Raw genomic sequence first — 23,003 nt, 5'->3', positions numbered from 1 at the left:
TGCGCGTAACCCTAAATAGCTCCGGCGGCGGCAGCCCCAGCTGCGCCGGCAAGCAGTTTTCGGTCGTATTTAGCTTTAACAGGGCCAGCAAAACCCTGCGGCTAGACTCTGCCGAGGGTGGGGTAGCCCCCTACACGTACCGCTACCTCTTCCAGGGTGTAGCGCAGGGCGACTACGACACCACCCGCAGCTATGTGTTCGCCACCGGCGGCACCCTGCAGATCGTGATCCGGGATGCGGAGGGCTGTACGGATACGCTGCAGTATACGCCGCTGCTCACCAGGATCAATAAATTTATGAATATGGGTAACCGGACATATCCTGATAATATCTCAGCTGATTTTATGCTAACCTCAAGTTTTGATGTGCAAACGGGAACTACCTACAGCATGTATGATTACGAGCAAAACAAGGGGTTTATAGACTTCGTGGGTTTTGCCGATCCAGACCTGGTTGCTGGGGTGGGTGGGGCGCTAGGGGGGACTCCGGTTGTGGCTTCTCCCAATCTGGCTAAAGTTGGAAGTACTTACAGCGTTAATACAGCGGGTGCTAACGAAACTATATTTGTCGAGGTTTTTATTCAAGATGACTTGACAGAAGAACCAGGAAGTCTTTTGAAGTTTTTTGAGATAAAAGTCGAGAGGAGATCGTCCACCTTTTTAACTCTGGTGTAAAGCGAAATCAAACCAGAGGAGCTGCTACTTACGTATTTAAGTCCGGCGACATTTACGGAAAGCTTGAAATAGGATACTCGTCTATGCCTGTCTATTCTGATTTCGTACATCTTTCTATAGAATACTAGCGTGCTCGGCTTGCAGGGTTGGCGGGAATACTTGTGAAAGCTAATAATCACGTATGGCGGCGGAGATGCGGTATTTGGCTTTAATGTGTATTATTAGTTCTTTTGTCATCTTCCTTAACGGTAGAAGAAGAAAAAAATAAAAAAATCTATATATTTTAGACAGATCATGAAATTTTGGTATTCATTTCTCTTCCTGCTTGCCTTCACCGCCTGCACCCGCGACGAATTTAAGCCTCAAGGTCCGCCGCCCGCCCCTACCTTTCAGGATCTGGGCCCGCTGGTAACCCTGGCTAGCCCGCTGGCCAACCCCGGGGCCGAGTATACTATACTGAACCGAGACAGTACGATAGATAGCCTGGACGTAACCGACAGTGTGTATTTCCGGGTGATCGGGCTGCCCATCAGCAGCCTGCGGCTCTCGCATCTGGAGGTTGCCCGCTCTACCGACGGGGGCGCCACCAGTCAGCCCTTGGTACGCTTCCCGGCTACGGGCAGCCTCGTGTTTGCCGACACCACCCAGACCCAGCTGGATACGCCCCTCACGTTTGAGATGCCCGAGCTACCCGGTAGCTACACCTACATCTTCCGCCTTTTCAATACGGCCGGACAGATTGGCACCGACACCCTTTCGCTTTCCATAACCGGCGCCTAGCCGCCTTTTTTCAAGGCCTGGCCGTGTGCCGGCTGTATGGGCGGTTGCCCGGGCCACAGCTGTGTACTCGGCTGCCGAAGGGATGAGTGGCTTGCCCATCCAGGAATCCTGGCGCATCTTGCACACCTATCTACGCGTGTATGAAAGCTACCCCAACCGCCCGCCTGAGCCCCCTGGTTTTGTTTGTCGTTACCCTATCCGGGGTGCTGTTCTTCCCCTACCGGCCTGGGCTGGCGCAGGCCGAGCCCGACAGCACCAACCACCTGCTGTGGCGCATAGAGGCCCCGGGGGCTACCCGCCCCTCGTATCTGTATGGCACCATGCACAGCAAGCAGAAGGAGGTATTCGGCTTCTCGAAAACGGTAAGCGAGGCGCTGCTGAGCTGCGATGCCTTTGCAGCCGAGCTGGAGCTGAACGCAGAGGCCCTGGTGCAGGCTCAGCACATTGCCTACCTGCCCCAGGGCGAGAAGCTTACCGACTACCTGACGCCCAGGGAGTACGACAGCCTGCGCACCGTGCTGCGCCAGGCCTGGGGCGAGAAGGGGCCCGATGTAATACACTTTCGCCCTTTCTTCCTGATGGTGTACCTGGACCAGTATGGGGTGATAGAGGGGGATATGCCGCTTTTTCTGGACCAGTATCTGTATGAGCTGGCCAGAGGCCGGGGCCTGCAGACCCACGGGCTGGAAAGCGTACAGGAGCAGATGCAGGCCCTGCAGCTGGCCGAAACGGCCCAGCAGGCCCGCCAGCTGATGGCCTTTGTGCGGAAGCGCCTGAAGGAAGGCGGAAAGGACAAGGCCCAGGACGAATTGTACCGGTACTACCTGGCGCAGGACTTGGCAGCGATAGGGGAGACGCTGCAACAGCCGCAGCAGGGGCTACAGCTGGATGAGCGACTGCTGGAATCGCTGCTGAAGCGGCGAAACCACCTGATGACCCACCGGATCGACTCGCTTATCCAGCGGGGTTCGCTCTTTGCCGCCATTGGCGCGGCGCACCTGCCTGGGCCCGGGGGTGTGATAGCCCTGCTGCGTGCCAGGGGCTACACGGTTCGGCCTGTCCCCTTTATCTTCGACCATAAGGGCTATATCCCCCTGAAGGAGGGGAATGAGACGGCTGCAGGCTGGGAGGCCTACGAGCCCCAGGATCATAGTTTCCGCGCTTACTTTCCCGGCCAGGCCACCACGATGGAACGGACGCACGAAGGCGTGGAGATGACGCTGGCACTCTATACCGAATTGGCCAGCTCGCGCATCTATTCCGTTAGCTACGCACCCCAGGCTGCTGAGGGCCAGGACGCGCTGGATTTTTCGGCCCTGAACAAGCGCCTGAATGAGAACCTGGCTGCACGGCAGGCACAGCTAGTAAGCAGTAAGCCCTTCTCGGCCTACGGCCTGCAGGGGCTGGAGGCACAGGCGCTGATGGACAACCTGATGCGGTTCAAAATGGACCTGCGGATATTCACCCACAATAAAAGGGTCTTCACCCTCATGGTTGTTCAGCCAGAGGCAGACTACGACCCCGGGCTGGCCAGCCGCTTCTTCCACCGTTTTGCCCTACTGCGGGGTAATGCGGATGGCCAGCAGCGTTAGGTCGTCTTCCAGCCGGGCCGCCCCCTGCCAGTCCTTGGCCATGTCAGTCAGTGCCGTTAGCACCGCTTCTATGGGTTTATCCTTTATCTGGGGTAGCAGGCTGCGAATGCAGTCGTAGCCCATGGGCTCCTCCTGGGCATTCATCATGTCGGGGTAGCCATCCGTCATTACCACCAGCAGGTCTCCGGGCCGCACCATCACCTTGCTGGGGTTGAACTGCATGGGGATGGGCAGGCCCAGAAAGGTGCCTCGGGCTTCCAGCTCTATCACCTCGCCGCTCTGGCGCACCAGCCAGGCAGGGGGCATGGCGGCACTGTACAGTTCCAGGATGCCATTGCTCAGCCGCCCTACAGATAGGGCCAGGTACATCTCGTGCAGGCTGAGCGCGGTAATGCCATCGGATAGGGCCTTTACGATGTCTTCCAGCTCCTCTGCGGCGGCATGCTGCTGAAAATGGCTCTTGGCTACCGTAACCAGAAAGGCCGCCTTCAGCCCATGGCCCGTAGCATCGCCTACGGCAAAGGTAAGGCTGCCATCTGCGTGCGGATAGAAGTCATAGAAGTCTCCGCCTACAAAGGCCGCAGTCTCCATGTGGATCGCCATCTGCAGGTTCTGTACTTTGGGTAGTACCTTGGGCAGTATGGCCTGCTGCAGGTCGTGTGCCTGCTCCAGCTCGGCCATGTTCTGCTCATTCTCGGCTTTTAGCTGGGTTAGCACCTGGTTTAGCGACTCATTCAGGCGGGCCAGGCTGGCGCTCGTCCGCCGCCGGTAGCGCATCCGGGCCAGGAAGAGGCCCGCCAGCACCACCAGCACAAGTATACCGGCACCCGATAGGTACAGCAGATACGTCTGGTTTCGCAGCCGTTCCTCCTGCTGCAAATAGCGGTTCTCCTGGTTTGCCATTTCCAGCCGCACCTCCATGTTGTGCATCGCAATGGCTTTTTGCTGGCTATATACACTGTCCTTATAGCTCAGGTAGCGGTCTAGCAGGGCGTAGGCTTGGTCAAAGTCGCCCATCCGGGCCAGCACACGCGCTTTCAGTTCATAGGCCATCATCTCCATTTCCACAAAGCCCAGCTGGGCCGAGAGCTGTATGCTGGAGTCTGCCAGTGCCCCTGCTGCCGGCATACGGTTCATGCGCAGGTAGGTCTCGGCCAGGTTGTAAAAGGAAGTTGCCTTGCTGGTAGCCAGGCCCAGGCTGTCGTACATAGCCAGCCCCTGGCGGAAGTAGCGGATGGCTTCGTCATACTTACCCATCTCCTGGTAGGCACTGCCCATGTTGTTCTGCTCATTGGCCACCAGGTCCCAGCGTCCCAGCAGGCGGTTTAGCGAATCGGAGGCCCGGAAATGGATGAGTGCCGTTTCGTATTTTCGTTGGTTGAAGTAGGTAAACCCGATGGAGTTTTGCAGCGTGTGCAGCTCGGTCTCCAGTCCATGCTTTTCCGAGAGTTTCTTTGCGCGGGTCTGGTGCTCCAGCGCTTTCACATAGTCGCCCTGGCTGGTGTAGATGAGGCTGATGTTGAGATGATTGGCTGCAATGGCTTTGGGATCTCCCCCCCGCTTGGCCAGGCGCAGTGCCCGAGACTGGTAGGTGTAAGACTTCTCATAATCTCCCAAATAGTAATACGTAATGCCCACCTGGCTACAGGCCTTGGTCAGCAGCGTACTGGTTTCCAGCGATTCGGCCAGCCGGAGGGCACGCATACTATAGGCCATAGACCGCTCCAGCTGCTGATGCATCAGCCGCTCTCCGGCCTCCAGCAGGTACCAGAAGCGTGCCTCATCTTCCTCTGCCGTTTTTATCTTTTGATCGAGCTGTTCGATCGAATAGTGCCGCAGGCTATCTATCCTGGCCCACCCTGGCAGCGCTGCCAGCTGGAAGATGCAAAACAGGATACAAGTGCGTAGCGGGGTGATGGTGGGCATGTGGGTGTGGGGGTAATCTGGGGGTACGTACTTAGGCTGGTTTTGTTAGGTAAAATACATGCTATATTGTACCGGGCTCCAGGGTTCTGGGGGATGAGAATGGAATACTCCAACGTATATGTTTGCAGTATGAAGAGAAGATGCGCCCGGGGCTTTGCTGTGGTCTTATTGCTACTGGCCTGTGGCGGCCTGGTTCTGCTACCCGGCTGCAACGATCCTGCCGATGGTGCGCCCCGGCCAACACCCGGCCCTGGTGTAAACATACTGCCCGAGGGGATTATTCAGGCCAATTTTTTGAACAATTATTTTAGCTATCGGCAGCCCTACAACTACTGGGGGCAAGAAACGGCTCAGCACTATGTGTCAGCCGAGGGTACCGTATACCTCACCCGTGCTAGCCAGCAGCTGGCAGACGACCCTGTGCTAGGCCCCGGCCCCGCCTATCTGTACAGCATCGTGCTGGAAGGGATAGACCTGGACCAGCTGCCCATCCCCTATGTTTTTGGCCAAACACCGCTGCCGGCAAACTATGCCTATGCCCAGCCGCGCTTTTATCTGCTACACGAGAGCCGCCTGACAGACCTGCCCACCTTTGAGATCGCAACCAATGGCGCGGCCAATGGCATCATCACCTATGCCGAGATTACGCACAAGGAGGGCGATGCCTTGCGTGGTACCTTTACCGGCGTTTATTCCGACCCCCTGCTGCAGCAGGACGTGAGTGTGCTGGATGGCAGCTTCCACATCCGCATTAGCCGCAGGTAGCAGCACCAAAACCCGTACTTTTGGTCTACCATGCGGCCTACTATCCGTTTTCGTTTCGTCTATCTGCTGCTGCTGCTGGCGCTCCTCATCGTGTCGGGTGCCATCTGGTACAGCCACCGGCTGGTGCAGCGGCTGGCCGACAAGGAGGAGCGGCTGGTGCGTTTCTGGGCCGCCAGCTACGAGTTTTTGTTTACCGAGCTACAGGACACCACACATACGGCCACCAGCCCCGAGGCAAGCTTTCTGGTAAACAAACTCATCCTGCAGCAGGGGGCCGAGCGCCCGCTTAGTGTGCCAGCCATTGTGGTGGACGAGCGGGGACAGATCGTAACCCACAGCTTCGACCAGCTGGAGACCGTGGATGAGCCAAGCCGCAAGGCCCGCCTGCAGGCCGAGCTGGCAGATATGCGGCAGTATACCCAGGGTAGGCCCATTGTGATAGAGCTGCCGGGTAGCCGCCAGTACCTGTACTACCGCGAGACAGACGAGCTGCGGGCCCTGCGTAGCTATCCCTACCTGATGCTGGGCGTGCTAGGCCTGTTTATGGCCATGGTGCTGGGCTACCTGTGGGTTAGCCAGCGCAGCCTGCAGAATAAGCTGTGGGTGGGCCTGGCCCGCGAGACCGCCCACCAGCTAGGCACGCCCATATCGGGCCTGATGGCCTGGACCGAACTGCTGCGCCAGCAGCCCGACGGCGCTGCCCTGGCCGATGAGATGGACCGGGATGTGCAGCATCTGCAGGTTATAGCCGAGCGCTTTAGCAAGATAGGTAGCGACCCCAAGCTGGAACCGCTGGTGGTAGGCCCGCTGCTGGATAATTCGGTGGAGTACATCCGCAGTCGCGTGGGTGGCTCTGGGCGGGCCAGGGTGCGCTTTGACTACGAAGACAGACTACCTGCAGGCTGCCAGGCCCTGCTAAATGCCACCCTCTTTCACTGGGTGATAGAAAACCTGCTGAAAAATGCCCTGGATGCCATGGCGGGCCGCAGTGGGGTTATCAGCCTGCGTGCCTGGCTGAAGCAGCACACCCTTTGTATTGAGGTGGAAGACCAGGGTAGGGGGATACCTGCCAGCAAGAAGAAGACGGTTTTCAAGCCGGGCTATACCACCAAGAAACGGGGCTGGGGCCTGGGCCTTAGCCTGGCACGACGCATCGTACAGCGCTTTTTTGGCGGAAAAATCTATGTGCTGCACAGCGAGCCGGATAAGGGCACCGTTTTCCGGATCGAGCTGCCGCTGGCCCACGAGCCCAGCGAGATATAAGCGGTGCGTACACCCGGCCTGTTTGCTGTGTACCGCGCCCCAGGCCCAGGCCCACTAGTCTTGTATCATCTCGCACCCGCCCGGGCAGTCGCGGGCCGCGCTGTACAGAAAGGAACTGTCGCCTATGCCGGTGTTCAGGTTCAGGCTGCCAATGGTATACACCGTTTGGGTGCCGGTGCGGTTGTACACCGTCATCTTGGCGGGTAGCTGGTTGGCCGGGTTAAAGAGCAGGTCAATCTTAAACCAGTCGTACTTCTTGCTATCCTTGGGGAAGAGCTGGATGTGGTTGGCCTCTATATACTTGGCCTTGGTGTCATTCTGGCTAAACTTGAACATTCGGTCGGCGGTGAAGCTGTTGTCCGGGTTGTACTTACCCTCGTAGCATTCTCCGTCTGCTGGCAGCACCCGCCACATTTTCACCCCGTTGCTTATCAGGGTCTGGTCTTTCATCTCCACCCGAAACTGCTTGCCCTTTAGCCACACAGTGCCCTGCTGGCTACCCTTTACCACGCCCTTCAGTAGCAGCTGCTGCGAGAAGGAGGCCTTCAGGTCGCTTGCACTGCTCAGCTTGCGGTTGCTCTGCTGTAGCAGGGCCGATGCCTGGGGATCGCTCTGTGCAAAAACAAAGGTAAGCAGTCCTAGCAGGATCAGCCCAAAAGCGGCAAGGATCGGTTTCTTCATGGCTTACAAAGGTAATAGATGATTCACAATGTTCTCCCGATAGGCGGCAAAACCCGTGCCAAAATGGATGAGGAATGGATGAGGGCCGGGGCCCGGCAGGCTAAACGAGTGAGGACAGGTATTCCTCCAGCTCATACTCACTCCCCACCAGCACCTCTCTCGGCTTGCTGCCCGAGCCTGGCCCCACTATGCCTGCCCGCTCCAGCTGGTCCATGATGCGGCCAGCGCGGTTGTAGCCCAGCTTTAGCCGCCGCTGCAGCAGGCTGGTGCTGCCCAGCTGCATGCTTACTACCAGCCGGGCCGCATCGGCAAACATGCTGTCCATCTCATTCGGGTCCAGCGCCTCACCCTCCAGTGCATCCTCGTCTCCGCTATACTCCGGCAGCAGGTAGGCCTGCGGATAGCCCTGCTGCAGGGCTATGTGCTGCACCACCCGGTCTACCTCGTGCGTGTCTATAAACGCATTTTGCAGGCGTATCAGCTCGCTACCATTGAAGTACAGTACATCTCCACGGCCAATCAGTTGCTCGGCCCCGTTGGCATCCAGGATGGTGCGGCTGTCTACTTTGCTTATCACCCGGTAGCTCATGCGGGTGGGGAAGTTTGCCTTGATGGTACCGGTAATGACATTGACACTGGGGCGCTGGGTGGCCACCACCAGGTGGATGCCCACGGCGCGTGCCAGCTGGGCCAGGCGGGCTATGGGGGTTTCTATCTCTTTGCCTGCCGTCATCATCAGGTCGGCCAGCTCGTCTATCACCAGTACGATGTAGGGCAAGAAGGCATGGCCCTTCTGCGGGTTCAGCTTACGGCTCTGGAACTTGGCATTGTACTCACTCAGGGCGCGTACCCGGGCCTCTTTCAGCAGCTCATAGCGGTTGTCCATCTCAATGCACAGGCTGTTCAGTACATGGATTACCTGCTTGTTGTCCGTAATAATAGACTCCTCATAGTTGGGCAGCTTGGCCAGGAAGTGCTTCTCCAGCTGCTGGTACAGCGTCATCTCTACCTTCTTGGGGTCTATCAGTACAAACTTTACCTGGCTGGGGTGCTTCTTGTACAGCAGCGAGGCCAGGATGCAGTTTAGCCCCACCGACTTGCCCTGGCCGGTGGCCCCTGCTACCAGCAGGTGGGGCATCTTGGCCAGGTCGGCTATATACACCTCGTTGGAGATGGTCTTGCCAATGGCAATGGGCAGCTCTGCCGGGGTGTTTCGAAACTTCTCGGTGGCGAGCAGGCTGCGAAAATCCACGATCTCCGGTTTGCTGTTGGGGATCTCTATGCCGATGGTACCCTTGCCCGGCATGGGTGCTATGATGCGGATGCCCATGGCCGCCAGGCTGAGGGCAATGTCATCCTCCAGGTTTTTGATCTTGCTGATGCGGATGCCGGGTGCCGGCACAATCTCGTAGAGGGTTACTGTGGGGCCAATGGTGGCTTTGATCGACACGATGTCGATGCTGTAGTCGGCCAGGGTTTTTACGATCTTGTTTTTGTTGGCCTCCAGTTCTTCGCGGTTTACCTCGGCCCCCTGGGGGTTCTCGCGCACATCTAGCAGCTCTAGCGTGGGGAAGCGGTATTGGCTGAGGTCTTTGCGCGGATCGTACAGTTCATCCTCCACGGTTTCGCCATCGGCTAGCAGGGCTTGGTCTTCCGGGGCAATGATCTTCTCGTAGCGTTCGGCCCCCACCTCCTGTATGTTGTCGCCCGCAAGGGGCCTGGGTTCGGGCAGCTCTATGCTGAACTGGAGCCCGGCCCCAGGTGTGTGCTGCGGGTTTCTTTGGGGCACTTCTATCTCAAAGGGCAGTTCGCCTTCGGCTGCGTGGTTTGCTTTTCCCTCCATTCGGTACTGCTCCAGCATTTCGGGGCTTAGCGCCAGTTCCAGCTCATCCTGCACCAGGTGGGCGGGTTTCAAGAACTCCGGCTTTGGCTTTCGGATCACCTCAAACTCCGGTTCGGCAGTTACAGGTGCTGTGGAGCCCGGCCTGGGTTCGGCTTTCTTTACGGTGATGAAGAACTCGTCTTCCAGCACGTCTTCTTCGCCCTCAGCAGCCTCGGTGGCTGGTTTTGGGGGGCGGGCTACATTTTCGCCACTGGCAGGCTGCTCTATCTCTGCTACCTCTTGCACCAGTCTTTTCTGCATACGGGCTACCCAGGGCCGGGCAAAGGCCAGGAATGCCCATTTGTCATTGTACTTGAACACCACATAGGTGAAGAGACTGAAGGCTACCAGGAAGCCAAGCCCAAAGAGGCCTATGTACTGCCGCAGCAGCTCGGCCAGGAAGAGGCCGATGCCGCCGCCCCAGTCTTGCGAGCTGCCGCCAACCGCCAGGGTAAAAAAGGCCAGGGTGACAGATACCCAGTAGAGCCAGAAGCTGAGGGGGGCCAGAAAGCGCCGCACGGCACCCCAGTACTTCCCCTCGAAGAGGGCGTAGCCCAGCAGCGCAAAATAGAAGGGAAGCAAAATGGCGATGTAGCCAAAGCCCCGTGTAACAAAGAGCGTACTGAAGTAGGCACCAAACCATCCACCCTGGTTGGATACGGTAGTGGGCTCGGCCAGCAGGGCACTCTGGTCGCTACTGCCGGCGTACAGGATGTGGCTGATGATGCTGATAAGCAAGAACAGGCTAAAGAGCATCAGGAAGGCTCCGGCTGTCTTGCGTATTTTTTCCCAGTTCTCTCCCGTTAGCCTGGGTGTGGCGGCCCGGCTGCGGCTCTTTTCGGGGCTTTCTGTCGGCTCAGCTTTCTTAAACCGGTTCTCTTTCACTTGCTGGCGCGTTAGTCGTATAGCGAGTCATCGGGACATGGCTCCCACAAACTTAGGCTACAATCGCAAACCAGCGTGTACGAAGCTTCCACCCCCTACCTGGTGGCGAGAGAGGCCTGGTGTTGATTATGCTTGATTGTGCCCCGGGGGCTTCGCCTTCTTCTCCTAGTTTGAGGCCAGGTAGTGGATGGCGTAGGTGGTCATCTCGCCTCGCAGGTCTTCGCCCAGCAGTCGGGCTACCTCATGGGGCTGATCGGGGTAGCGGCCCAGCAGGTACATCATCTTGGTCAGCCCGCTGGCAGTGGTCATGTCTCGCCCGCTGATGACCCCGATGTTGAGCAGCTGCTTGCTGCTTTCGTACAGGTCTTGCTGCACCTTGCCTGCCTGGCACTGGGTAATGTTCAGCACCAGCATCCCCTCTTGTATGCGCTTGCGCATCAGGTCTATAAACCAGGGGAAGGTGGGCAGGTTGCCCGTGCCGTACGACTCTACAATGAGGCCCTTCAGCCCATCGGCATACAGCAGGGCTTCCATCACCGATTTCTGGATGCCCGGGTAGAATTTGAAGACGCCCACATTGGCATCCAGGGAATCATGCACCTGGCAGGGCTGGCCGGGGTCGGGCCTCAGCCAGTAGTCGGTAAAGTACTGGAGCTTTACGCCACTCTCTACCAGAGGGGGGTAGTTGGGCGATACAAAGGCACTGAACTTCTCGGCCGAGTGCTTAATAGCCCGGTTGCCCCGGTACACCTTGCTGTCAAAAAAGATGCACACCTCGGGCAGGCGGTGCTGCTCTTGGCTGGCAATCTCCAGGGCGGTGATGAAGTTTTCGCGTGCATCGGTCCGGATCACATCAATGGGTAGCTGCGAGCCTGTGAGGATAACCGGTTTGCCCAGGTTTTCCAGCATAAATGACAGGGCGCTGGCGGTATAGGCCATGGTATCGGTGCCATGCAGGATGACAAAGCCGTGAAAATGGTCGTACGAATCCCGGATCAGCCGCGCCAGCTCCATCCACACCCCCGGCTCCATGTTGCTGGAGTCGATAGGGCGTTCAAACGCATGATAGAACGGCTCTATGCCCAGCTTGTCTATCTCGGGCAAGAGGTGCATAATGTACCTGAAGTCTGCAGGCCTCAGGTAGGGCTGGTGGCCATCCTGGATCATGCCAATGGTACCGCCCGTGTAGATAATCAGGATTTTTCTCAAGGGGCGATAATATACGCATTTTGCTTCAACGATATGCAGTTCTATTCATATCGGTGGCTACCCGCACGGACTGTGCCCGGGTATCTGGCTCCCCCTAAACAGCCAGCTAGGCTCTCCCGGGGGTTTTAGGGGCGGAACTTGGGGATAAAGACATAGTCTATCCCAATAACGAGCGAGGTAACCAGGGCCGTGGTGGCGGGTCGTCCGGGCTTGTACTGGGGGCCATCGCGGCGGGGCGTTTCGTAGTAGAGAAGGTTCTGTGCCACGCCAAAGTCTACCTGTGTGTAGCGGGCCCCTTTATCCTCTACGTCCGAGAATCCGTACTCTATCCGCAGGCTGGTATTCAGCTTTACATTGTACCGTAGCTTAAACTCGGCACCCGCACCCAGCACGCCTGCCAGCTGGAAGCGGCTGAGTGTTTCTATCCGGTCTGGGTACTGCGTGTAGGTTACAAAAGGCGGGCCGGTGGCACGGAAGCGTGTGTCGTCGCTGTCTTCTTTTGCCGAAACAATAAAGCCAAATTGAGGCCCCAGCTCTAGGAAACCCGCCACCCTGCGGCTACTGTTTGTGCCCAGGCGGGCCAGTAGCGGCATCTGTAGCTGCCGGATGCGTAGTTCATTGTTCACTTTTCGGCTTGCACCGCTGCTGGTGGTGTATTGGTAGCTATAGGCTTGCCCCCGGCTGCTGTACAGCAGGTTGCTGCCAAAGCCCAGGTAGTTGTTCACCATATACAGGCTGGAAAGCCCGATACCGAAACCATAGCTGGGCTGGGCATCATATACCGCAGGCTGTGCGTCGGCATCATCCGTATTCCGGAGGCTGGTAGCCTGTGGCAGGATGCGTAGGCCCATGTGGAGGCCCTGCTGGGCCAGGCACGGGGTGAGGGCCAGGATGAGGATGGCCGACAGCAGGATGTGAGACAGAGAAAGACCGTGCATGGAGCGCGAGGGTTTGGGTAGCAATAATAGCAAGACTCGGCTTCGGGTTTACGTTTGGGGCTACACTTTGTTCGCTTTGCCGGTAGTCGACGTCGTGGTGTGTTTAAAAATAAGCCCGGCACATGGGCCGGGCTTATTGTATTGTAACCTTGTAGTGGGTGGTTATTTTTTCAGCATATCCAGGGTGGCCACTTCTTCAGCGGCTGGCCGGGCTGCCTTGGGTGCCTGGTAGGCTTTTGTGTGGGTTTGGTTAGGTTCTACCTGGGGCTGGGCGGTTTTGGGTGCCTCGCGGGTGCTGAGGGCAGGCGCTATCACCAGGGCCACAATGCTCATTAGCTTGATCAGGATGTTCATAGACGGGCCACTGGTGTCCTTGAATGGATCGCCCACGGTGTCGCCCACCACGGCGGCCTTGTGGGGCTCGCTGCCTTTCTGGTAGGTTTTGTTGTTGATCTTCACGCCTTTTTCAAAGGACTTCTTCGCGTTATCCCAGCTGCCCCCGGCGTTGCTCTGGAATAGGGCCATCAATACACCCGATACGGTTACGCCAGCCAGGGCACCCCCCAGCTCGGCGGCTCCGAAGCCGAAGCCGATGATAACCGGCACCAGCAGGGCCAATAGCCCCGGCAGGATCATCTGCCGGATGGCCGCATTGGTTGATATCTTGATGCAGCGGTCATAGTCGGCCACGGCGCCTTCCTTGCCCTCCAGCAGGCCTTTTATCTCGCGAAACTGGCGGCGTACTTCCTCTACCATGGCATTTGCCGCGCTACCCACCGCGCTGATGGCCAGGCTACTGAATACGAAGGGGATCATACCGCCGATAAACAGGCCACCCAGCACGCGGGCATTGCTGATGTCGATCACCGTCAGGCCGGTCATCTCCATATAGGCTGCAAACAGGGCCAGAGAGGTAAGGGCTGCAGAGGCAATGGCAAAGCCCTTGCCCACGGCGGCGGTGGTATTGCCCACGGCATCCAGCACGTCGGTGCGCTCGCGCACTTCCTTGGGCTGCCCGGTCATCTCGGCTATCCCCCCTGCATTGTCGGCTATCGGGCCAAAGGCATCTATTGCCAGCTGCATGCCTGTGGTAGCCATCATACCGCTGGCAGCTATGGCTACGCCGTACAGGCCGGCTACGCTAAAGCTGGCCACTATGCCCACCGCCAGGATGATAACGGGGATCATGGTGCTCATCATCCCCACACTCAGGCCGGCTATTACGTTGGTGGCCGGGCCTGTGCCGCTCTGTTGCACAATCTTTCGCACCGGGCCGCGGTTCATGGCGGTATAGTATTCGGTAATCAGGCTGATGCTGATACCCACGCCCAGGCCGATCAGGACTGCGTAATAGATCTGGATGGACTGCATCATGGCCCCTTTGGCCGCGTTGTCGATAATCGTAGCGGGTAGCAGGCCGTTTATCAGGAAGTAGGAGCCCACGGCCGTGAGCACCAGGGCCACCAGGTTGCCTATGTTCAGGGCTGTCTGTGGGTTTCCGTTTTCGCGCACCTTTACAAAGAAGGTGGCTACCATACTCAGCAGCACGCCCATGCCGGCTATCAGCAGGGGTAGCACTACGGTACCCAGGCCGCCCAGTGGGCCGCCGCTCATGCTGTGGCTCACGCCCAGTACCATGGTGGCAATAATGGTGCTCACATACGAGCCGAAGAGGTCGGCCCCCATGCCGGCTACGTCTCCCACGTTGTCTCCCACGTTGTCGGCTATCACGGCCGGGTTGCGGGGGTCATCCTCGGGTATACCAGCTTCTACCTTGCCCACCAGGTCGGCCCCTACGTCGGCTGCCTTGGTGAAAATGCCGCCGCCTACGCGGGCAAACAGGGCAATGGTTTCGGCCCCCAGCGAGAAGCCCGTGATTACGTTCAGTACCTTGTGCAGGTTGTCTCCATGCACCAGCTCGGGGTTGTACAGGGCCAGGGTGATGATAAACAGAACACCCAACCCGATAACCGCCAGCGATACCACGCCTATGCCCATCACAGCCCCACCGGCAAAGCTCACATCCATGGCCCGGCGCAGGCTGGTACGTGCGGCCTGGGTGGTGCGCACATTGCTATTGGTAGCCACGCGCATGCCTATATAGCCAGCCAGGGCACTGCAAAAGGCCCCGATGACAAAGGCGATGCCTACAAACCAGTGGCTGATCTTGCTATCGGCCGTAAACGCTAGCACTACGGCCACTACGGCCACAAAGCCCAGCAGCACGGTGTATTCGGCCCGCAGGAACGACATAGCCCCCAGCTGAATGCGGCGGGCAATCTCGCGCATCTTTTCATCGCCAGTTTCTTGCTTGTTTATCCACTGCGCGCGGAAGTAGGTAACGATAAGCGCCAGTATTCCGGCTGCCGGCACGGCATATAGGTAGGTTTCCATGTAGTGAGAATGGTTTTTTTCTTGGAACGGCAAAGATAGCAGCTAGCGCCAAAGTAGCAGTCCCTGCGATCAAAAAATTGGAAGGGGGACGGACTGGCTAGCCTTTGTGCGCCCCGGGCAGGAGGCCTGCGTGGCCAGTGGGGCGCGGCTCTGGCCAGTAGCCCGCAATTAGAACGCCATTATGGCATCCGTGAATGTCATAATGGCGTTCCGATTACTACTATCTCGGGAATGTTCTGTTGGTTTGCTTGTTAGCTGTATCGCAGCCTGGGAACCTACAGCCGGAAGCTTACACCCGACTGGATGTAATGAACCTGCGACCCGGACGTAGAGGTAAATGTCCGGAAGACAGGATCGCTGTAGTTTACAAACAACCCCAGCCATTTATATTCTACCCGTAGCTCTGTTCCTAGCAGTAGGGGTTCCATGGTGAATGGACGATTGGTATCAATATCACGATTAGTCAAGTCTACGGTATAGGTCTGCGTTCTGCTGCTGAATTCATCCCTATATCGAAACTTCAGTTTCGACCAGACCAGTATTTCTGCGAACGCCGTTAGCGAGAATCGCCAGTTTCCCTGCTGCCTGCCCAGCTCCAGGGGTATGCGCAGGTAGGTAGACTTAAACTTGGCCGCTTTCAGCTCGTCTACCAGTAAAGAGGGCCCTCCGGGTTTCGCTTCTTGTGTGCCATCAGTTATGTAGTCCGAGAAGGTTTCCAGGCTCGGGTTGGCTATGCGTATTTCGCGCACATTCAGTCCCAGGCCGGGTGCCAGGTAGGTCTTGCCGCTTCGGCCCAGGCCAAAACGGCGCTGTACGTACAGGCTACCGTGTATAGAGGTAGGCTTGGACGGTAGATCGCCCGAACCTGGGCCCACAAAGGCGTTGTGGTGCAGGTTGAAGCGCCACAGCCACTTATCCGGATCGGCGGGTATCAGCCTGCGGAAAAAAGAGGGCTTCGGAAGCCGCGAAATCTCTGTGAAGCCGGTATCCTGCAGGATCTCGTTAGACGCACCCAGCGGGTAGGTATGCGCCCACTCGGTATTTCCAGGTCCTCCCTCCTTCTGTGCGGTTTCGGCCAGCTGCTTCAGCAGGCTATCCAGGTTGTACTTGTCCAGGCCCTCGTACTGGGCCAGGTTGTCGGTTACTACGAATACACGGGCCCCATTCGGCAGGTCTATCCACACCGTGTCGCGCATGTGCCCCTTGGCTACGGGTGCCCAGGCAAGTACCAGTAATAGTAAAAACAGAAAATTTTTCATGACAAGGTTTTTATTTGGGGTTTTGGGTTTCTTGTTTGGAGTCCAGGTTGCTGAGCAGGCTGTGCATCAGCTTGCTGCTGAAGCCCAGGCGGGTCGCCGTTTCCGAGGTGGCCACCTGCTCGTAGCGCTGCGGGTCTAGCTTTACCCGCACTTTCAGCACCGCCGTGGGTTTGTTTTCGGCGGTTTTGGCTGGGGGGGGCACCGTAGCCAGTGGCCCAGCTTGGGCTGCCGCTGTGCCAGATGCGGAGCTGTCTGGTTGGCCCTGTGCCACAGGCTGTTCCGGCTCGGTGGGTCGGCTATCCACCACATGGGTAGCCGGGGTGGCGAGGGTCGTGGGCGGTGCACTCAGCCGGTTTTCGGCGGCCCGCGCTGGCCTGGGCGGGCTGTCGGCGGCGGCTAGGGGGGGTGGGGCATGCGGCTGCAGCGGGCGTATAGCCAGCACAGTGGGTGCCTCCTGGCTGGCCAGGCCCGGCTGTACCGCTTCCCCGAGCCACTGAAACAGGAACAGCAGGGCCGGCAGCAGGCAGGCCGCCGCCGCCAGGCTAAGGCGCACCGTCCACTGGTGCCGCCTTTTCCGCCTGCGGGCCTGTTCCATGCGCTGCCACAGGGCATCGGTATCCCAGGCCGGGTCGTAGTCCTCCAGCTTGGCCCTAAACCAGGCATCTAGTGGGTTTTCTTTCATAGCAGGCTCCTTTCCAGTTTTTTTTGCAATAGTTTTCGCGCTTTCAGCAGCTGTGTTTTAGAGGTGCTTACACTGCAGTCTAGCAGTTCCGCTATTTCGGCATGGCTGTAGCCCTCTATGGCGTACAGGTTTAAACACCAGCCTATAGCCGGTGGGCAGTGCCTGCACCAGCCTATGCAGGTATTCGGCATCGCCTTCGTAACCAGCGGTTACATGTTCGTCCGCTAGCCTCTCAGGCTCCACTACTTCGGCTTGCCATTTCTTTTGGGCACGCAGCTGCATGAGCGATTCGTTTACCACAATCTTCTTCAGCCAGGCCAGGGTGGCCTGCTGGCCGCGGTAGTCCAGCGTGGGCAGGGCACGGTAGGCTTTCTCAAAGCTTCGGCTTACAGCTTCTTCAGCCCAAAATCGATCGGCCAGGTAGCGCATGCTCAGGGCCAGCATGCGCGAGCCATATTGCCGGAAGAAGATGCGCTGCGCCCCAGGCTCCTGTTGGCGCAAGCCTAGCAGCAGTTCTTCGAATGAGGTGGATCCCGACGCTGACATTTGCCTGTATAATGCCTGGCGTGCTAGCCAGGGTTGCCTGCCTGCCAATAAAAAATTGCAGCACAAAACCCCGTACCGCATCGCGCTTGGCAAGCCGAATATAAGACATGTGGGCCCAGGCCGCCCATGCTCGGCACTGCCAGTGGTCTGCCATTATTGCGCATCCAGGTTTCTGGCATGCAGCTTGATCGTGAAGCAGGCATAGAAACCGGCTAAACACCAAAAGTCAACACCATGAACTTTAACAACTACACCCTGAAGGCACAGGAAGCTGTACAGAGCGCTTCGGCTGTGGCGCAGGCGCATGGGCAGCAGGCCATAGAAACGGGCCACCTGCTGCACACGCTGCTACAGGGAGACGAAAACGTGATTCCTTTCCTGCTGAAAAAGCTGGAGGTAAACCCGGCCCAGCTGAATAGCCAGCTGGACGAGCTGCTGAACAGCTACCCCCGTGTAGAGGGTGCCAGCGGGGGCCAGTACCTGAGCAACAGCAGCTACAAGGCCCTGGACCTGGCCAACAAGCAGGCCGGGAAGATGGGCGACGAATTTGTGAGCATAGACCACATGCTGCTGGGCATCCTGCAGGCCGATGATAAAACGAGCAAGCTGCTGAAAGACCAGGGCATCAGCGAAAAACTGCTGCTAAAGGCCATACAGGAGCTGCGCGGGGGGAGCAAGGTGAAGGACCAGACCGCCGAAGACAAGTACAATGCGCTGAAAAAGTACAGCACCAACCTGACCGAACTGGCCCGAGAGGGCAAGCTGGACCCGGTGATAGGCCGCGATGAAGAAATACGCCGGGTGATGCAGATACTGAGCCGCCGCAGCAAAAACAACCCCCTGCTGATAGGCGAACCCGGCGTGGGCAAAACAGCCATAGCCGAGGGCATAGCCCACCGCATTGTGAATGGCGACGTGCCCGACAACATCAAGAATAAGCAGGTGCACGCCCTGGACATGGGGACCCTGCTGGCGGGTGCCAAGTACCGGGGCGACTTTGAAGAACGCCTGAAGGCCGTAGTGAAGGAGGTAACGGAGGCACAGGGAGAGATCGTCCTCTTTATAGACGAGATACACACCCTGGTGGGTGCGGGCAAAACGGATGGTGCCATGGACGCGGCAAACATCCTGAAGCCGGCCCTGGCACGCGGCGAGCTGCGGGCCATAGGAGCCACCACCCTGGATGAGTACCAGAAGTATATAGAGAAAGACAAGGCCCTGGAGCGCCGCTTCCAAACCGTGATGGTAGAAGAGCCGGATACGGAAGATGCCATCAGCATCCTGCGGGGGCTGAAGGAGAAGTATGAGGTGCACCACGGGGTGAAGATTACCGATGCCGCCATCATCAACTCGGTGGTGCTGAGCCAGCGCTATATAGCCGACCGCTACCTGCCCGATAAGGCGATAGACCTGATGGACGAAGCTGCTGCCCGCCTGAAAATACAGATAGACAGCATGCCCGAGGCCCTGGACGAGCTGGAACGCCGCATACGCCAGCTGGAGATAGAGCGCGAGGCTATCCGCCGGGAGAAGGACGAGAAAAAGCTGGCCCTGCTGAGCGAGCAGATAGCCAACCTGAGCGAGGAGCGCGATGCCCTGAAGGCCCAGTGGCAGGCCGAAAAAGACCTGATACAGCAGATACGCCGCGAGCAGGAGAACATAGAGCGGAGCAAGACCGAAGCCGAGATTGCCGAGCGCAATGCCGACTTTGGCAAGGCAGCCGAGATCCGCTACGAGCGCATCATCCGGGCCGAAAAAAACATACTGGCCCTGCAAGAGGAGCTGAAGGAAATGACCGGTGGCCAGCGGATGCTGAGCGAGGAGGTGGATGCCGAGCACATAGCCGAGGTGGTGAGCCGCTGGACCGGCATACCCGTAAGCAAGATGCTGGAGAGCGAGCGAGAAAAGCTGCTGACGCTGGAGGATGAACTGCACAAACGCGTGGTAGGGCAGGCCGAGGCCATTGCCGCCATTAGCGATGCCATACGCCGCAGCCGGGCAGGCCTGCAGGACCCCCGAAAGCCCATCGGCAGCTTCATCTTCATCGGCAGCACCGGGGTGGGCAAAACTGAGCTGGCGCGCGCCCTGGCCGACTACCTGTTCAACGATGAGAATGCCCTGGTGCGGATAGACATGAGCGAGTATCAGGAGAAACACTCAGTTAGCCGCCTGGTGGGGGCCCCTCCGGGCTATGTGGGGTATGATGAGGGTGGCCAGCTGACCGAGGCCATACGCCGCAGGCCCTACAGCGTGGTGCTGCTGGACGAAATAGAAAAGGCACACCCCGATGTGTACAACACCCTGCTGCAGGTACTGGACGATGGCCGCCTGACGGATAACAAGGGCCGCACGGCCAACTTTCGGAATACCATCATCATCATGACCAGCAACCTGGGTGCCCACCTAATTATGGACAAGATGGCCCACCTGACGGATGAAAATCGGGATGTGGTGCTGGCGCAAACCAAGCTGGAGCTGTTCGACCTGCTGAAGCAGCAGCTGCCGCCAGAGTTTCTGAACCGGATAGACGAGACCATCCTCTTTACCCCGCTCACCCGCGAGGAGATAACCGGCATTGTGCAGATACAGCTGGCAGGCCTGCGGCACATGCTGGCCCAGCAGGAGGTGAGCATACAGTTTAGCCCGGCCCTGGCCGAGTGGCTGGGCGAACTGGGCTACGACCCGCAGTTTGGTGCCCGCCCCCTGAAGCGGGTAATACAGCGGAAGGTAGTGAATGAGCTGAGCAAGATGATACTGGCCGGAACCATAGACCGTGCCAAACCCATCTGGGTAGACATTACCCAGCAGCATGAAGTAACCTTTGCCAACAAGCAGCCGGAGGTGGACCCCAGCCTGAACTGATCCGCAACTGCTGCGCCGGTGTTCCCCTCAGGCTAAACTTTACCTATTTGAATGCAACAAAATATAGGTTTCAGCCGTTTTATTGGTGTTAGTAAGTAAGTAGTTAGTTAGGTTAGTGTGCAAAGAGGGGGCGAAGGCCCTCTCTTTGCATTTTAAACCAGTCTGTTTGCTACCTGTGTGCGGCCAATCAGCACGCTGCACCTAGTGGTTGGGTGGCCTGGCTTCTGCCAGGTTCCGGCTAGTCCCAGATTCCACGGCCAAACAGCAGATACCCGATATGCGCAATGATCCGAACCTGATCCTGGTCTTCCAGGTCGTGATCGTAGTAGCTGGCCATCAGGGCTATAGGCCCTACCTTGGTGTGGTACACCAGGCCCCCACCCGCTACGATTATCCGGTTATCAGGCTCCAGCACCAGGGTACGGTCGGTTACGCGGCTCGTGGTTTTGGTATCGTGAAAAGACTGCATGTAGTGCACCTGCCCGCGCAACTGCAGGTTTTTCGCCACGGTGTACACGCCCAGAAAGCCGGGTGCGGCAAAGGCCCTGCTGTATAGCTCCGGAATGAAAAGCAGGGGGCTATCCTGTAGCGGCAGGAAAAGCGGACTGCTAAGCACGGTAGCCGTGGGGGCATACAGGTTGGGCAGGGTACTAAAACCCGCATCTACACTGAAGCCCAGCACCCCACTCCTTAGGATTTTGAAATAGTTGACATAGCTAAGGCTAGTATGCAGCCAGCGGTGGTGCGCCCAGAACAGGGTGGATATGTCATCCTCATCATAGCTCTCCTTCATATCCATGTAGAAGGTAGAGAACCGGAGCGACTGGCCTTTGTCGGCATACATTTTTCGGTTTAGCTGGTTTAGCTCATAGCGGAAAAAGATACCCCCTCCACTAAGTTCTGTTCGGTCCAGGGTATCGTTTTGATTCCCCACTTCTTGATTGAAGTACAAATAATCAATGTCTTGTAATACATAGCCTGCTGCCAGCTGGCCCACATTCTTTCCGAGCCGCAGGTTTAGCTCGGGTCTTAGCTCGAACACACTCTGCGAAATATCTGCCGATTTTTCTCCGGCCCGGAGGGTAAAGCCTGGCTTCTGAAGTTCCCAGTTCGACAGCCGGTTGTGCAGTGCGAAGCTGAGCGGTAGCCGTGTGGGGAAGCGGATGCGCCCAAAAATATGTGCCTGGCTGGTAAACGTCCCGTTCACCAGGTCTGCCCCCAGCTCATACCCCACTACACTGATGCCCCGGAAGCGTGCCCCCAGCTGTAGCTGATAATCAGAAGGGGTAAAAAAACTGGCACCAAACTTGAAACTGAGCTTTACCGATGGGTTGATGTTAAATTTAAGGATAAAGCCCCCCCGTTCCGGATCGTAGATTAGTTCAGGAAAAATGCCCGCATAGTTGGCATCGGTGCGAATACGCAGGTAGGCACGCTCTATTTTATCAAAATTTATGGGCCCAGGTTGCAGGTCTAGTATGCGTTTTAAGAAGCTTCGTTCGCCGGCATTTACCCCCAGCAGTCGGACTTCAACCAGCTGTAGCGGGGGTTTGCTGGCCTCAAATGCCGCACGTGCCTGCTGCAGCTGCCGGGCCGAGGTGCGGCGTGCCACTAGTTTGCGGATTTCGGGCATCATGACCCTGGCAGCCTCGTAGCCCTGTCGGATTGCCTGCTCGATAGATGGCACACTGAAGTCCGTACTACTCATTTCCCCCAGCTGGGGCATAATCAGCAGGCTATTGGCCCCCATCTTTTGCCAGGTTTCATTGTCCATTACACTCTGAGACAGCAGCTCGCGCACAAAGCGGCCACTCTGCATCCGCTCTCGCTTGGATATGGTGGCCCCCCCCACATGCACCCCCAGGATCACGTCGGGCTCAAAGTCCTCTTGCATAGCCCGTATGGGGAAGTTGTCGTAAATGCCACCATCAAACAAATAGGCGTGTTCTTCATTTCTGGCCGGGGCAAAAAATAGGGGCACCGCGATAGAGGCCCGCACCGCAAAGGCCAGCGAGCCTTGCTTCAGCTTAATGGCCCTTTTATCAAAGATATCCGCAGCCATGGCACGGAATGGGACGAAGAGGCTGTCGAAATTGTCGCGCGCGGCCCCACTGGCCGGGCTTAGGTACTGTGCTAGCCGGAGGTTGAGCTCAAAATCGGAAATGAGCTGCTCGGGTAGCTGAAACTTATTGCCCTGTAGGGTGAAGGGTACGGATACAAAGGTGCCGTCTCGGTCCGTACGGTTCAGGTAGTCTGCCTCTTGTAGCACCCAGCCCGGGGCCAGCCAGGACTGTGCCTCGGTTTTTACAAACTGCTCAATCCAGTCTGGCGTGTAGCCGGCGGCGTACAGCCCGCCTATCAGTGCGCCCGAGGACGTGCCCGTAATGCAGTCTATGGGGATGCCCGCCTCCTCCAGGGCCTTGATAACGCCCACATGTGCCATACCCAGGCCCCCGCCGCCGCTCAGCACTAGCCCCACCCGCTGGGCCATACCCCGGTGCATAGGTACCAGGATCAGCATACTGCACAGTACGACCGCAGGCAGGGTTCTCATACAAAAAGTGAAGTTAACTAGAAAATCATTCCCGCCTGTATCTGCCCCCCCCCGTTGTGGCTGGCAGGTGGCGTGCAGCACTACGGGTGCAGGGCGGTACCATGTGCGCGG

The 23,003-nt window shown here is 57.9% G+C and carries 17 protein-coding genes; 6 read left to right on the top strand and 11 right to left on the bottom strand.

The window, feature by feature from the left end:
* From LW884_05980 to LW884_05970, 3 genes are all read left to right on the top strand, one after another.
* Window positions 1–674 (top strand): hypothetical protein (locus tag LW884_05980; GenBank protein ID MCE3007883.1); only part of this gene is annotated, 674 nt, incomplete at its 5' end.
* Window positions 675–968: 294 nt separating this feature from the next.
* A complete protein-coding gene (locus tag LW884_05975) occupies window positions 969–1,454 on the top strand; it encodes a hypothetical protein (protein MCE3007882.1) in 486 nt (161 codons plus the stop codon).
* Window positions 1,455–1,594: 140 nt separating this feature from the next.
* Complete coding sequence (locus LW884_05970) at window positions 1,595–3,046, top strand: TraB/GumN family protein (protein MCE3007881.1); 1,452 nt, start codon at window positions 1,595–1,597, stop codon at window positions 3,044–3,046.
* On the opposite strand, the gene LW884_05965 is transcribed toward LW884_05970, so the two are convergent.
* A complete protein-coding gene (locus tag LW884_05965) occupies window positions 3,011–4,972 on the bottom strand; it encodes a SpoIIE family protein phosphatase (protein MCE3007880.1) in 1,962 nt (653 codons plus the stop codon). The two genes, LW884_05970 and LW884_05965, sit on opposite strands and share 36 nt — an antisense overlap.
* Before the next feature lie 129 nt (window positions 4,973–5,101).
* Here LW884_05965 and LW884_05960 point away from each other — a divergent pair, with 129 nt between their 5' ends.
* Together LW884_05960 and LW884_05955 are read left to right on the top strand one after the other, a co-directional pair.
* Window positions 5,102–5,737, top strand: coding sequence for a hypothetical protein (locus LW884_05960; GenBank protein ID MCE3007879.1), 636 nt, complete (start codon window positions 5,102–5,104; stop codon window positions 5,735–5,737).
* Window positions 5,738–5,767: 30 nt separating this feature from the next.
* Entirely contained in the window at window positions 5,768–7,000 is a 1,233-nt protein-coding gene (locus tag LW884_05955; protein MCE3007878.1) for a HAMP domain-containing histidine kinase, read from the top strand.
* A gap of 54 nt (window positions 7,001–7,054) precedes the next feature.
* Here the strand turns inward: LW884_05955 and LW884_05950 are convergent, their stop codons facing one another.
* The 9 genes from LW884_05950 to LW884_05910 all read right to left on the bottom strand — a co-directional run bounded on the left by LW884_05950 (window position 7,055) and on the right by LW884_05910 (window position 17,476).
* Window positions 7,055–7,681: an outer membrane lipoprotein carrier protein LolA gene (locus LW884_05950; protein ID MCE3007877.1), complete on the bottom strand. Its 627-nt coding sequence runs from the start codon at window positions 7,679–7,681 to the stop codon at window positions 7,055–7,057.
* 100 nt (window positions 7,682–7,781) lie between these two features.
* The gene (locus LW884_05945; GenBank protein MCE3007876.1) at window positions 7,782–10,448 is read right to left on the bottom strand and encodes a DNA translocase FtsK; all 2,667 of its coding nucleotides are present in this window, start codon (window positions 10,446–10,448) and stop codon (window positions 7,782–7,784) included.
* 165 nt (window positions 10,449–10,613) lie between these two features.
* Window positions 10,614–11,657 carry an asparaginase gene (locus LW884_05940; GenBank protein MCE3007875.1) on the bottom strand — a complete coding sequence of 348 codons (1,044 nt, stop codon included), beginning with the start codon at window positions 11,655–11,657 and terminating at the stop codon, window positions 10,614–10,616.
* Between the two features lie 125 nt (window positions 11,658–11,782).
* The gene (locus LW884_05935; protein MCE3007874.1) at window positions 11,783–12,595 is read right to left on the bottom strand and encodes a PorT family protein; all 813 of its coding nucleotides are present in this window, start codon (window positions 12,593–12,595) and stop codon (window positions 11,783–11,785) included.
* A 162-nt stretch (window positions 12,596–12,757) separates the two neighbouring features.
* Window positions 12,758–14,989 carry a sodium-translocating pyrophosphatase gene (locus LW884_05930; protein MCE3007873.1) on the bottom strand — a complete coding sequence of 744 codons (2,232 nt, stop codon included), beginning with the start codon at window positions 14,987–14,989 and terminating at the stop codon, window positions 12,758–12,760.
* Between the two features lie 275 nt (window positions 14,990–15,264).
* The gene (locus LW884_05925) at window positions 15,265–16,248 is read right to left on the bottom strand and encodes a hypothetical protein (GenBank protein ID MCE3007872.1); all 984 of its coding nucleotides are present in this window, start codon (window positions 16,246–16,248) and stop codon (window positions 15,265–15,267) included.
* A 10-nt stretch (window positions 16,249–16,258) separates the two neighbouring features.
* Window positions 16,259–16,930, bottom strand: coding sequence for a hypothetical protein (locus LW884_05920; protein ID MCE3007871.1), 672 nt, complete (start codon window positions 16,928–16,930; stop codon window positions 16,259–16,261).
* Window positions 16,927–17,016 carry a hypothetical protein gene (locus LW884_05915; protein ID MCE3007870.1) on the bottom strand — a complete coding sequence of 30 codons (90 nt, stop codon included), beginning with the start codon at window positions 17,014–17,016 and terminating at the stop codon, window positions 16,927–16,929. The genes LW884_05920 and LW884_05915 overlap by 4 nt, the downstream gene beginning before the upstream one ends.
* Entirely contained in the window at window positions 16,988–17,476 is a 489-nt protein-coding gene (locus LW884_05910; GenBank protein ID MCE3007869.1) for a hypothetical protein, read from the bottom strand. Before LW884_05910 ends, LW884_05915 begins: the two co-directional genes overlap by 29 nt.
* Before the next feature lie 234 nt (window positions 17,477–17,710).
* Between LW884_05910 and clpB the strand changes: the two genes are divergently transcribed.
* Window positions 17,711–20,338 (top strand): ATP-dependent chaperone ClpB, encoded by a 2,628-nt coding sequence (clpB, locus tag LW884_05905; GenBank protein ID MCE3007868.1) that lies wholly within the window; start codon window positions 17,711–17,713, stop codon window positions 20,336–20,338.
* A 238-nt stretch (window positions 20,339–20,576) separates the two neighbouring features.
* On the opposite strand, the gene LW884_05900 is transcribed toward clpB, so the two are convergent.
* Window positions 20,577–22,892: a patatin-like phospholipase family protein gene (locus LW884_05900; protein ID MCE3007867.1), complete on the bottom strand. Its 2,316-nt coding sequence runs from the start codon at window positions 22,890–22,892 to the stop codon at window positions 20,577–20,579.
* Between the last annotated feature and the right edge of the window lie 111 nt (window positions 22,893–23,003).

The organism is Bacteroidota bacterium, assembly GCA_021300195.1.
GTDB lineage: Bacteria > Bacteroidota > Bacteroidia > J057 > JAJTIE01 > JAJTIE01.
Note: the sequence above shows the minus strand (reverse complement) of the source record. Positions and strands in the feature narration are given on the sequence as shown.

What these genes read in the sequence shown, in the direction of transcription:
- LW884_05920 (MCE3007871.1), bottom strand. Translation starts at nt 16,930, where the DNA reads ATGAAAGAAAACCCACTAGATGCCTGGTTTAGGGCCAAGCTGGAGGAC.
- LW884_05925 (MCE3007872.1), bottom strand. Translation starts at nt 16,248, where the DNA reads ATGAAAAATTTTCTGTTTTTACTATTACTGGTACTTGCCTGGGCACCC.
- LW884_05930 (MCE3007873.1), bottom strand. Translation starts at nt 14,989, where the DNA reads ATGGAAACCTACCTATATGCCGTGCCGGCAGCCGGAATACTGGCGCTT.
- LW884_05955 (MCE3007878.1), top strand. Translation starts at nt 5,768, where the DNA reads ATGCGGCCTACTATCCGTTTTCGTTTCGTCTATCTGCTGCTGCTGCTG.
- LW884_05965 (MCE3007880.1), bottom strand. Translation starts at nt 4,972, where the DNA reads ATGCCCACCATCACCCCGCTACGCACTTGTATCCTGTTTTGCATCTTC.
- clpB (MCE3007868.1), top strand. Translation starts at nt 17,711, where the DNA reads ATGAACTTTAACAACTACACCCTGAAGGCACAGGAAGCTGTACAGAGC.
- LW884_05975 (MCE3007882.1), top strand. Translation starts at nt 969, where the DNA reads ATGAAATTTTGGTATTCATTTCTCTTCCTGCTTGCCTTCACCGCCTGC.
- LW884_05950 (MCE3007877.1), bottom strand. Translation starts at nt 7,681, where the DNA reads ATGAAGAAACCGATCCTTGCCGCTTTTGGGCTGATCCTGCTAGGACTG.
- LW884_05900 (MCE3007867.1), bottom strand. Translation starts at nt 22,892, where the DNA reads ATGAGAACCCTGCCTGCGGTCGTACTGTGCAGTATGCTGATCCTGGTA.
- LW884_05910 (MCE3007869.1), bottom strand. Translation starts at nt 17,476, where the DNA reads ATGTCAGCGTCGGGATCCACCTCATTCGAAGAACTGCTGCTAGGCTTG.
- LW884_05970 (MCE3007881.1), top strand. Translation starts at nt 1,595, where the DNA reads ATGAAAGCTACCCCAACCGCCCGCCTGAGCCCCCTGGTTTTGTTTGTC.
- LW884_05960 (MCE3007879.1), top strand. Translation starts at nt 5,102, where the DNA reads ATGAAGAGAAGATGCGCCCGGGGCTTTGCTGTGGTCTTATTGCTACTG.
- LW884_05935 (MCE3007874.1), bottom strand. Translation starts at nt 12,595, where the DNA reads ATGCACGGTCTTTCTCTGTCTCACATCCTGCTGTCGGCCATCCTCATC.